This is a genomic window from Flavobacterium qiangtangense (genome assembly GCF_042658345.1).
Classification (GTDB): Bacteria; Bacteroidota; Bacteroidia; order Flavobacteriales; family Flavobacteriaceae; genus Flavobacterium; species Flavobacterium qiangtangense.
In genome coordinates, this window is the sequence record NZ_JBHSQB010000021.1 from 158,043 (window position 1) to 169,840 (window position 11,798).

General features: G+C 33.5%; 13 protein-coding genes and 1 pseudogene. All 14 read right to left on the reverse strand.

Annotation, left to right across the window (positions count from 1 at the left end):
* Positions 1-2: 2 nt before the first annotated feature.
* Positions 3-302 (reverse strand): hypothetical protein, encoded by a 300-nt coding sequence (locus tag ACFPVY_RS17385; RefSeq protein ID WP_379793435.1) that lies wholly within the window; start codon positions 300-302, stop codon positions 3-5.
* Positions 303-483: 181 nt separating this feature from the next.
* Positions 484-1,038 carry a hypothetical protein gene (locus ACFPVY_RS17390; protein ID WP_379793436.1) on the reverse strand — a complete coding sequence of 185 codons (555 nt, stop codon included), beginning with the start codon at positions 1,036-1,038 and terminating at the stop codon, positions 484-486.
* 162 nt (positions 1,039-1,200) lie between these two features.
* Positions 1,201-2,040: a hypothetical protein gene (locus ACFPVY_RS17395; protein WP_379793437.1), complete on the reverse strand. Its 840-nt coding sequence runs from the start codon at positions 2,038-2,040 to the stop codon at positions 1,201-1,203.
* Positions 2,041-2,239: 199 nt separating this feature from the next.
* Positions 2,240-3,256, reverse strand: coding sequence for a leucine-rich repeat domain-containing protein (locus ACFPVY_RS17400; protein WP_379793438.1), 1,017 nt, complete (start codon positions 3,254-3,256; stop codon positions 2,240-2,242).
* Positions 3,257-3,444: 188 nt separating this feature from the next.
* The gene (locus ACFPVY_RS17405; protein ID WP_379793440.1) at positions 3,445-4,002 is read right to left on the reverse strand and encodes a tudor domain-containing protein; all 558 of its coding nucleotides are present in this window, start codon (positions 4,000-4,002) and stop codon (positions 3,445-3,447) included.
* A gap of 163 nt (positions 4,003-4,165) precedes the next feature.
* On the reverse strand, positions 4,166-4,729 hold the full coding sequence (locus tag ACFPVY_RS17410; protein ID WP_379793442.1) for a dihydrofolate reductase family protein: 564 nt from the start codon (positions 4,727-4,729) through the stop codon (positions 4,166-4,168).
* A gap of 109 nt (positions 4,730-4,838) precedes the next feature.
* Positions 4,839-5,252: a VOC family protein gene (locus tag ACFPVY_RS17415; protein WP_379793443.1), complete on the reverse strand. Its 414-nt coding sequence runs from the start codon at positions 5,250-5,252 to the stop codon at positions 4,839-4,841.
* A gap of 198 nt (positions 5,253-5,450) precedes the next feature.
* Complete coding sequence (locus ACFPVY_RS17420; protein ID WP_379793444.1) at positions 5,451-5,879, reverse strand: hypothetical protein; 429 nt, start codon at positions 5,877-5,879, stop codon at positions 5,451-5,453.
* 162 nt (positions 5,880-6,041) lie between these two features.
* Positions 6,042-6,776: a carbon-nitrogen hydrolase family protein gene (locus ACFPVY_RS17425; protein ID WP_379793445.1), complete on the reverse strand. Its 735-nt coding sequence runs from the start codon at positions 6,774-6,776 to the stop codon at positions 6,042-6,044.
* A 187-nt stretch (positions 6,777-6,963) separates the two neighbouring features.
* On the reverse strand, positions 6,964-8,262 hold the full coding sequence (locus ACFPVY_RS17430; protein ID WP_379793446.1) for a serine hydrolase domain-containing protein: 1,299 nt from the start codon (positions 8,260-8,262) through the stop codon (positions 6,964-6,966).
* Positions 8,263-8,476: 214 nt separating this feature from the next.
* On the reverse strand, positions 8,477-8,911 hold the full coding sequence (locus tag ACFPVY_RS17435) for a hypothetical protein (protein WP_379793447.1): 435 nt from the start codon (positions 8,909-8,911) through the stop codon (positions 8,477-8,479).
* 136 nt (positions 8,912-9,047) lie between these two features.
* A pseudogene (locus ACFPVY_RS17440) lies at positions 9,048-9,236 on the reverse strand (tyrosine-type recombinase/integrase); the annotation flags it as partial.
* Between the two features lie 440 nt (positions 9,237-9,676).
* Positions 9,677-10,162: a hypothetical protein gene (locus tag ACFPVY_RS17445; protein ID WP_379793448.1), complete on the reverse strand. Its 486-nt coding sequence runs from the start codon at positions 10,160-10,162 to the stop codon at positions 9,677-9,679.
* Between the two features lie 350 nt (positions 10,163-10,512).
* The gene (locus ACFPVY_RS17450; RefSeq protein ID WP_379793449.1) at positions 10,513-11,550 is read right to left on the reverse strand and encodes a DUF4932 domain-containing protein; all 1,038 of its coding nucleotides are present in this window, start codon (positions 11,548-11,550) and stop codon (positions 10,513-10,515) included.
* Positions 11,551-11,798: the final 248 nt, after the last annotated feature.

The following is an 11,798-nucleotide window of genomic DNA, read 5'->3' on the forward strand; positions in this document are numbered from 1 at the left end:
TATTATAGGATATGGTTCAAATAAAGTTCCAATGTATAGATTGCCCCAATTATGATAATTAAAACAATGTTCGTGTATGCGAAATAAGTTTGTTTTTTAAAGAACAATGCGATTGTCTCAATAATAATCCAAGCACTCCATAATAAAAGACTTCCAAACCCTAAAATCATTTTAACGAAGTTTGTACCTAAAAAATCATTTCCGCTTTGTTTATCACTGAAGATAATCATTGCGAATAATAAGATAGGAATAAGTCCTAAAAAAGATCTTGTTATGGTATGGTTAAATAAAGTATTTTTCATCAGTGATTTTATTTTGTATCGGTCGGTTCTTCAAAATTACCGCTAACGTTCCGGGGCTTTGCGATGGTGGGGCAATCGAAGCACAAATTTTCAATTTTGTACAACAGTTGAACCGAAGAACTACCGTTGAACTTTGCAGTTTCGCCCGCCTGACGCAAAACCCTTGTTAGCTGTAGTACTTTTATTTTTCCCATTTACTATACTCTATAACATCTCTAAATAAATTAATTTTTAAATCAATTTCTATCTCTTTATTTTCAATTTTAGTTTTTATTTTTCGTGTATAATATTTTGGGTATTTGTAGTTAAAAAAATATTCTGGAAGATATGCTTTATCGTGTGCTATGCTACTTTCATTTTCGTCTTTTAATTCGATGTAGTTTTTTGACTGTACTATTTGGTCAATTAATCTTAATTTGTCTTCGCTAGAAATTTCAATAGTCGTAATTTGACTCTTCCCTAAAAAATTATCGCTTCCAACACTTACTGGAATTTCAAAGTCATCATTTAGTTGGAAGTTTAGAATATTTAAATCTTTTTTCACGTTGTTTTTAAAAGTATACGCTCTATAATAATCATCAAAAAAAGGAAAACTCAACAAAAGAATAAAGATTATAGATAATATTTTTCCAATAGTATATTTTTTTATTATGGAAATTGTTAGCCAAAACAAACAACATATTATTAGAACAATTAAAACAATATATATTAAAACTGGGCTACTTAGTCCTATCATAACGGATTTTTTTTAGTATTACAGCTAACGTTTTAGGGCTTTGCGGTTCGGGCGGGAAATCGAAGCACAAAAGCTGGTTTTATTACTAAAGTTTAATTGAAAAACTACTTTTGAATTTTGCAATCAGCCCGCCTGACGCAAGACCCTTGTTGTGCGTAGTGCTTATTGTCTAATTTCGTAATGTCCTTTTGCTGGTGAAAAACAATCGCCGGTTAAGGAACTGTTCGATTCTACCCATACAAGTTTGTTTTCATTTTCTTTATACCATTTCTTTAAATTATTTTGCAAATGAATTCTATTTTCGGTTTTTTCTCGCACATAATACCAATAAGTACAATAACCACATTCTTTACTAAATTTTTGACCTATCAACTCAAAAATTGGAATACCTTTTATTTTTTCATTAAGAATTACTAAAGATACATCTGCAACCGTATATTCTCCGCCAAACATAGGAACATAAACTTCTTTTAAAACAGTTTCGTCAGTCAATTTGTTAATTAAATCAGGGATATTTTTCTTTCCCTGTTTTACCAAATTCCAAAAAACTTTATCATTACAGTTTTGGATATATGGAATTTCTTTTATGTCTTTAATTTCGCTTACAAGCAAGTCCTTAGCATTATAAAAATCGTTGGATTGCTTTTGCAATATAATTTTTGATGTGTCACTTGTGAGAAGTGGTAGATATTCAATGTCTCCATCGGTGCCTGTCGGTTGATAGCGAATTTCATAAGTTGAAATGGTGTCGGATTTATATCCATTTTTCATTAATCTTAGGTTGCAGATTATACCTTCAATTCTATTCAACTTAAAAAAACCGCTTTTATTTGTATGTATTTTCAGTGGTTTAGATTCTGTATTTTCCTCAATTAAAACATCTGCGATTGGTTTTCCAAATTCATCGACAACGAACCCAGAATAATAGTCATTTACTTTCTGACTACACGAGAGAAACAAAACGCTAATTATAATTATACTGATGAAAGTTCTTTTTCTCATTTATTTTGTGATTCCTTGTATCAGTTTTAATGTGTGTTGGTTTAGCATATCGCACAACGTTTTGGGGCTTTGCGTTCGGGCGGGAAATCGAAGCACAAAAGCCGATTTTATTACTAAAGTTTAATCGAAGAACTGCTGTTGAATTTAGCACTGAACCCGCCATTTTGCCAAACCGATGTTGTGCGTTCGCCTTTTTCATTTATAGATAAAGTGGTATTTCCTTAAACTTCTTCTTAAGCTTATTTTTAGTTTCAATACTAAGTTCGTTGTGTTCTAAATGAATATCACCTAATGACTTCATATTAAAAAACGTTTCAGGTAATTCTTTAAGTTTATTATTGTTCATTGAAAATCCATACAACTTTTTCAATTTGTCAAAATTATCAGGCAATGTTTCTATTTTATTGTCACTCATTCCGAAATATGTCAAGTTTGTTAATTCAGTTAAACTATCAGGTAAAACAGAAATAAAATTTTCATCAAAATAGAGCCAAGTTAACTTGTTTAAGTTTCCAATTGTTGATGGTAATATAGAAAGTTTATTGTAAGAAAAATTTAAATTAACTAAACCAGAACAATTTCCTATTGTTTCTGGTAATGTGTTCAATTCATTGCTGTAGATTTCCAGATGATATAAGTTTTTCAGGTCACCAATTGAATTTGGAAGTTCTTTTAATTTGTTATTTGTGCATTCAAACACGACAAGATTACTTAGATTTCCGATGTCTTTCGGTAGCTCCGAAAGTTTATTCATACCTAAATTGAGATGAGTTAAATTTTTCATTTTCAAAAATGTCAAAGGAATTGAAGATAATTCATTTGACTGCATATCTAACTCTATTAAACTGTCAAGGTCTGACAACCAAATAGGAATATTTTTAATGTCATTAAATGATAAATTCAAAGATTTTAGGTTAGTCAAAGTTTTTATTTCTTCTGGAATGCTTGTTAATGATTGAGAAGACAATTCTAAAATATAAACATCTTTTGGAGATTTCATCGCTTCAGCGATTGTTTTGTAGACTTTAAAACCTTTTAGGTTTTTAGGAGCAACAGACATCGTAACAGAATTGTCTGAATGAGAAAATGCTTCGTTATCATCTACTAAAGCAATTCCAATATTATCAGTTTTGGCTTCTTGTTTTTGAGTTTTAGATTGCCCCAAACATATTTGAGAAAATGTAAGTAATGCAAAAAATAATATGTTCTTTTTCATTGTCATTTTATTGGGTACGGTTTCATAAGGTGACGCACAACGTTTCGGGGCTTTGCGATGGTGGGGCAATCGAAGCAGAAATCTTCAATTTTGCACAAAAGTTTAACCGAAGAACAACCGTTGAACTTTGCAGTTTCGCCACACTATTGCAAAACCCTTGTTACCTGCCGTATTTTTTCTGCGTTTCATTATTCGTCAGTTCTAATTGCAAATGAATAAGCAATGTCAGCTGTATATTTAGGTTTGTCAATAGTTGGTTTTATAATAAATTCAAATGTCGGTTCAAGTTCAGATTTCTGTATTGTCAGTCCACCTAAAATAGAAACCGAATACCATCCATTTTCGAGTTTAATTGTCGCTTTTCTATTCTTCTTTAAATTTTCAATTTGTTCTTCCGTGAATTTTCTTAAATATGGCATTGTAAACAGAAAAATTTCTTCATTTTCAACTTTTAAGCAATATCCGTCTTGTCGAACTTGTAATTTATTTCCGTCTTTTAATAATTCAGGTGTCGTGTCAGATAGGTTGAAATAAATTGTGTACGGAAAATTTTCGACACCCGAAAGTGGCACAATAATTCCGTCTTCAACAACTTTATCGCCTGTTTCTTCTGTGGTAAGTTCTGTTAATAAATCGTCTGGTAAAGTGTTTTCATTTTTATATGTTAACAGATAATTTGGGTCGCCCAAAATGAAGTAGTCCATTAAGTCATTTAGTATTTCGTCAAATTTGTAAAGTCTTGTCATAGCGTTATGTTTGGTAATATGGCAGGTAACGTTTCGGGGCTTTGCGATGGTGGGGCAATCGAAGCACAAATCTTCAATTTTGTACAAAAGTTGAACCGAAGAACTGCCGTTGAACTTTGCAGTTTCGCCCCACTATTGCAAAACCCTTGTTAGCGGTTCGTTGTTATTTTTCTCTTTGATAAGAATTTATAATAATTCCTGAAGGATAGGACGTAGAATTAATTAGTCTTAAATCTATATTTTTTTGTGCTTTTGCAAATAGTGATTTTCCTTTTCCAAGAATCACTGGATATATAATAAGTCGATATTCGTCAATCAAGTCATAATAGACTAAGTCTTGTGCAAAGCTTGCTCCGCCATGTGCTAAAATATACTTACCCTCTTGTAGTTTGAGTTTTGCAATGTCCGAAACAAGGTCGGTAGAAATCATTGCTTCTGACCATGAATTTTCATATTTTGTAATATCTAAATCCTCTTGCTTTGTGAACACAACTTTTGGAATATTATTCATTGGTTCCGCAAAAGAATCAGTTGAAGTTGGCCAATATCCACCCATAGCGTCAAATGATTTTCTACCCATTATATGAACACCTGCATCCCAAAGGCATTTTTCTATCCATAAATGACCCTCTTCATCGCTATAACGGTGAAACCAATCAAGTTCTCCATTCGGTCCACATACAAAACCGTCTATTGTAATCGCCATTTTTAATACTACTTTTCTCATTTCTACTTTTTTATTAAATTATTTTGTATAACTTTTAGGAGGTCGTTTGATAATTACCGTTCCACTATTACCAATACAATGTTAGAGGTTCTTTGTTTTCTATCCATTTTCATTTACCTGTCATTTTTTTAAATTTTTCAATGTCAAGAAAAATTATTCCCCAATTATATCCGTCTAAATCTTCAATATTTCTAATTTGCATAAAGCCTTCATCAATAAGTTGTGTAGGTTCTGTTCCTCCCGATTTTAAACCTTTTTCAATAATTTCATGCACTTTTTCAATACTTTCTACAGGAATTGTAAAAGTTGCGATTATATTTTGCCTTGGGTCAGAAATATTCTTTCTGTTGCCCGATTTGGACTTTTCAAGTGTCTGCAACATTAGATAAATTTGGTCACTCCAAACCATACATTTTTGGTCGTCAAAAGTAAACAATGGGTTAATTGTAAAACCTAATTGGTTATAGAAGTTCATTGATGCTTCAATGTTTTTCATTGGCAAATTGATAAATATTTGTTTCATTTTTGTCAATTTTCTTTATTGGGTGGTGTGTCGTCCTACAATGACCGCTAACGTTTCGGGGCTTTGCGTTCGGGCGGGAAATCGAAGCACAAAAGCTGATATTATTACTAAATTTCAATTGAAAAACCGCTGTTGAATTTTGCACTTCAGCCCGCCTGACGCAAAACCCTTGTTAGTGGCAGTTTTTTTGTTTATCTCTTATTCTTCAGTTTGATATTCGTAAAAATCTTTAGCAAATTCAATTGTCGCTTGGTCAGCCAAAGGATGAGTGATACAGTCTTTTAATTTTTGAATTAATTTTTTCTGTTCGCTTTCTTCTTGCCCATTAATCATTCGATTAAGCATCCAAACTGTCATTTGAGTTGGATGTTTATCCAATGATTTCATTAGAAACTCTTCATAATGACCTTCAAATTTTTCAAGCGTATGAACAGGTTCTCCTGGCGAACCAAATTCAACTTCCGGATGTCTTTCCAACAAGTTAATCATAACTTCACAAGCTAAATAACCGTCAGAATTTTGTCGTAAAAAATTTGTTAGCTCGTCGATTATTTCCAATTTCTCATAATCTTCTGAATTTTCAATTTTGAGGTTTTTCAATTTCTCAATTATTTCGTTTGTTGTCATAATTTCTTTTATTCGTAGGGTTCTGTCAAAATTGCCACTAACGTTTCGGGGCTTTGCGTTCGGGCGGGAAATCGAAGCACAAAAGCTGGTATTATTACTAATGTTCAATTGAAAAACTACCGTTGAATTTTGCACTTCAGCCCGCCTGACGCAAAACCCTTGTTAGTGGCAGTTTATTTTTGTTGTCAATTTTGTTTTAGTATTATACAAAAGTATTCCTTCTGTTTTATTGTCAAGTTGCTCAATAAGTTCACCACTGTTATTCCATATTGAAGATTTCCCGGCACATTCATAACCGCCTGATTGTCCAATAAAATTTGCCATAAAAACAGTCATTTTGTGTTTCTTGGCAATGTTCGATAGTTTATTTATGTCTTCTTCTATTCCATTAACTGAATTCAAAACACTTGCTATATAAATATTTGCATTGTTACGTTTAGCATTTTCAGAATGTTCAGGATTGGATAATTCATAACAAATTGCTGGTGCAATAGTATTTTCATTGTCAAAGTGTATAACAAGAGGATTGTTTCCCATAGTAAAAATTCCTAGTTCACTTGGAAATAAATACTGTTTTGAATAAGTCATTCGTTCTTTATTTGGCTGAAAAATAATCATACTTATCAATATATCTTTTCCTGTTTTAGTTGGAATTCCACAGCCGATAATTATTTTGTTATTATCACTTAAATTTTGAAAAGTGTCAAGTCTTTCGTCTGATTGGGTAGTTGCCAATTCTTTTGCTAAATCTGGTTCGTATCCTGTTAGTGAAAGTTCTGGAAATACAATAATGTCAGCACCTCGCTCAATTGCAGTTTGAATAAGCTGTTTATGGATTTCAATATTTTTGTCAATGTCTCCTTTTTGAGGATTTGTTTGTCCGATACAAATTTTCATTTCTGTCTGTTATTATCTTTTTATGCTGTTTTTTGGTTAAATTGCCACTAACGGTTTGCGGCTTGGCGATGTGGCGAATTTTTGGCACAAAAGCTCAATAGAATTCCTACTGTTGAACCTTGTACAAATGTTTCATATAGGTACTTCAGCCGCCATATTGCCAAACCGATGTTAGCGGTAGTGCATTTTATTCAAGTCGTTTTGTTTTAAATTTTAGTCCTGTGGAAATTATAGTCAAGTCATATTGATTAGTTTTCGGATTTAGTATGAAAATATAGCCGTCTTTAGTTGTAGGAATTATAAAAAAAGCGTTTTCGCTGTAAGCATAAAGCTCAGTTTTTTCGCCATTTGTGTCTACGTCAAATAATTTGTTGTCAATTAACTGAATGGTTATAGTTTTAGTGATATCTACTTCTAAAGCGAATTTTCCTGTATACTTTTTCAGTGTTTCTACTTCAACCTGAATTGCCTTACGGTTTATTTTATGAGGAACTTCATATGGTTTGTTTTCAAGTAGGTTTATAATGTCGGCTGTCACTTCCTGGATTGGCATGTCCGTGTAATTTGAAACAAAAATGAATGTAATGTCTGTTTTTAAATTCTTGTAAAAATAAGCTCTATATCCTGGTCTTCCACCTGCCTGAATGATAATACTGTCTTGTCCGAACAGTTTAATTGCCAATGATTTTTTCAATGCTTTGCCTGACAAAACTTGCTGGCTAAAGCTATACAAATCGCCAATAGTGGAAAGATAATTTCCTGTTTCAAATTTGTTTATATTTTCTTTAGAAGTAGGAATTATTTTTCCATTTCCGTTGTCAAAACCATAAGCAAATTTTGGGACTAACTTTGTTGAGTTGAACTCCAAAGTATTTTTCAATTTCATTTTCTTGAAAATTTCATTTTGGATAAACGTCAAATAACCATTGCTTGAAGTTTTGTCAATGATGTAATGCAATAGAAAATAACCGACATTAGAATAAAGGGTTTGTGCTCCGGGTTCAAATTGCAATTTTTCCAATTTTGCTAATTCAACAATCTTTGAAAGCGATAAATTGCCGTAATCTAAATTATTTGTAAGCTCTCTTGGCAAACCCGATTGATGATGCATTAATTGTTCAATGGTTATTTTTTCTCCGTTTGGAAAGTCAGGAATGAATTTGCTTAAATGGTCGGTAAGTTCAATTTTATTTAACTCAACAAGTCTCAAAATACTAAATTTGATAAAAACCTTAGAAACGGAAGCAATAATAAACTTGCTATCTTTTGTAACTTTCAAACTGTCTATTTCGCCTGTTATATTATACGTTTTTTCAAGAAGTATTTGTCCATGCTTTGATACAATTACGTTTCCGTTGAAATTTTTAAGTGCAGTTAATGCCGAAAAATACTCGTCAAGTTTGTAAGTTAAACTGTCCTTTTTTGTTTGTCCAAATAAGCCAACTGATGAAAGCAAAATTAATACGAGTGTGGAATATTTTTTCATTTATTGGTCGGGTGTTTAGAGTTTAAATGTGTCGCTGCTGCATTAACGCTAACGTTTTGGGGCTTTGCGTTCGGGCGGGAAATCGAAGCACAAAAGCTGGTTTTATTACTAAAGTTCAATTGAAAAACTACCGTTGAATTTTGCACTTCAGCCCGCCTGACGCAAAACCCTTGTTGTAGGCAGTGCTATTTAATAATATCGTTCATTCATATTCTTATTTCAAGATGCCTTTATTTTTATAGAAATTTTTGTATTTAGAGTCTTCTTCCTCAAAATACCTTAATCCAGCTTCCTTCACAACATATTTCCACTTTTCAAATGCTTTTGCGTAATCTCCAGTTTCAAAAAGGTATTTAGCTTCATTATGTTCTAATTCGAAGTCAGACAGATGTAAATTACTATTGTTGTCTATCATTCTGTCAAGCCAAATGTTAGCATTTGTAAAATCGCCAATTTTCATATAATCTTCAAACGAATATTTAGCAGTATTATAGGCTTCATTCCATTGATTTCTTGGCTCCGGATATAAAAGCCAAGCTTTTTCTAACAAATTAAAAGACTCTTTTATTTCGTTATTTTGGAATTTTTCATATGCATTTTCCGACAATGCATCAATTTTATCTTGTAATTCTTTATCTAATATTGCCATATTTTTTTTTAAGCGATTTGGTTGGAAGCATTGCCTACAACTTATTTATATGTATAACAAAATCATACATACACATCTAAAAAAGATAGATATGTACAACAAAGTCATACATTTTTATCAAATGTAACAAAAAAAACTACAAATCATCAAAAGGGCTCTTAATTTGTTGTAAATTTTTCGTGCTCACATGAGTATATATTTCTGTCGTTTTACTGCTGTTATGCCCCAACAGTTCCTGAATGTATCTTAAATCTGTTCCTGATTCTAAAAGATGGGTGGCATAGCTATGCCGAAGCCAATGCAGTGTAACCGGCTTTTTAATTTTAGGCTTATAAACCCCTTTTAATACGTTCATAACTAGTTTTAATAGGTAGGCTAACCTATTAAAACTCCCTTCAAACCTATTTTAATACCTAACCTGACCCATTAAAAGGGGTTACAAACGTATAAAAAGGCGCTACCCAACGCATTAAAACTAGTTTCCGGCCTATTTAAATGGGTTATGTAACGTATTTAAAGTAGCAAACGACGTATTACAATAGGCTACCGACGTATTAAAACACCCTTGAGACGTATTTTAATGGGTTAGTTATCGTATTAAAAGAGGCTGTCAATGTGTTTTAATACGTCCGTGACGTATTAAAACACCCCTCGAGACGTGTTTTTTTTATTATAGTATTCTTTTTTATTCTTTCAGAACGAAGCATAAAAAAGCCAGTAAAACTACTGGCCTTTAAAGTTTGAATTGTTACCGTCTTAATTTTACTAATTACCATTTGGAGTAGAGCCACTACCGGTTGGTCTTCCCGCAAAAAACTGCTTAATCTCTGACGCCTTAGATTGATACCCCAGCGCTCCGGTGGTTTCCTTGTACTTGGTGTAATCATAATCTGTTAACGAAGCCTGATAATTGTCCCAGTCGTGCAGTATTTTCGAACTGTTTAATCCCAGTTGCATGTTGTCAAGGCGCATCAAAATACTTTGCAGAAATGCGCGACTCTGAAAGTCAGCTTCAAATTCATCCCAATCAATATCAGGACTTGATAATGCTTCTTGCGAAGTTCGAAGGTTGCGCACCTTGTTGATAACCAATTTGTTTTGCTCAGCAACGCTTCCATACATGATGCGTTCATCGGGCGTTAGGCTTGAAAGTTTAGGCTCTAAAAGAAATTCAAGAGCTTGGAGGGCGTTCAACACAGCTGTTTTCTCAGCTTCTGTGTAATGTTTGTCATTTAAATTCACGAACGGCATAGTTATATGGTTTTTATTGTTAATATGTTACTAATTTATATAAATTGTTTTTATTAACACAAAATACCATAAATATTTCAAATACTAATCAAATACTTCAAAATTGCAGTGTTATGAAACAGTTGTGAAAATTATCAAGCCCGCGCAACAAGCTCGCGCCAGTAGTAGTTATATCAAATGTCCACTCTTCGCGAAACTTTGCGAATAACTTTGCCCAACTTTGCGTTAGAAAAAATCTTCTAAAAACTTATATGTCCGCATTTGCGTTCTCCAGGCATAAGGGTGTCGTTTTTTGTGCATCAATTTAAAGTTTTGATATCGAAAGAAAAAGCTTTCGGTGGCTTGTTTAGTTAGGCAAGAGTTTCCAAGAAAAGTATCAGTTCTGGATAAAATTCGGTACTATTTTTATAGCGTGTTCTGTTGCTGGTGTAGTTGTCAAAAAAAGCGTGAACGGCTTTAAAGTCCTTAAAATGTTTCGATTGGTTTTCCACTTCCTTTGCTTCTGCAGCAGCGCCATATTTTATTCCTAAAATCTTCGCCACGCAAACCCTAACGATCAGTTCATCAAGTTCATTTTGCCATTCACTTTCTGGCAAAGTCTTGCCTTTGGCCGTAGTTAAAAAAACGTGCTTGATGGCTTCCAACCTTTCTTTATACTTCGGAATAAAATCGCTGACAAACAAATGCGAAACCTCGTGCACCAATACGTTGGATAACGGCATGAAGGTCACCGGAGATTCATTGGTCTGTTCCAAAGTTTCATCGCTGAGGTAAGCCAGCTTGAACATCTTTTTACCGGCAAATTTGTTGTGGTCAATGGTAATGGCGTTGCTTCCTTGATTATTGAGGGCATCGACATAAATAAGCATTTCTCCGTCAGAAGGTCGGTTATAGAAACGTTCCACCTCTTGCAATAAACCGCTTTTTAAGATGGCATTTTTAGTATAATCTGTGATTCGGGCATATTCTTTTTTGTGGCTTTTGATGAAATCTTTTACGTTGGCTTCCTTATAAAACAAATTAAATTTGGATAAAAAAGTTGTCATGTCTGCGCTCTGCAATTGCGATCCCGCATAAGGAATTTCCACTTGAAACGGATATGAATCAGACAAATACAACCCGATGCTTGACAGGTCATACGCATCCCATCGCGCCAAGTTTCGGTACCACGTTAACGACGGATGATTTTTATATGGCTTAAAATAAGTATTGAAATCCTTGTAATAAATAGAAGGCGTAGGTTTTCTATCAAAGGTATCGATGGTCGCCAGGGTGTAAAACAGGGTAATGGCTTCAATTCTGGGATCAATTTCCACCCGAACGTTCTTTTGCCCATAAGAGCTTCCGGAAACCGAAAGCAGCAATAATATCAATAGCAGTTTGTGCATGGCATTTTGGTTTTAAATGAAACGGTGGGGTTTCGTCTCTTGTTTTGTAAATATAATTGATTTAGTACAAAACAAAAAACAATCAAATAATCACGAGCGAGACGCTCGCGCCAGCTACAGGCAATCGCACAGACCAATGGTTGCGTCCCGAAGCATCGGGATTGCGGATAACTTCGCGCTGCATTGTGTTATAAAACTTCTTAAACCAAAAAACCACCAAATGAACTAAATCATCTGGTGGTCTTGAA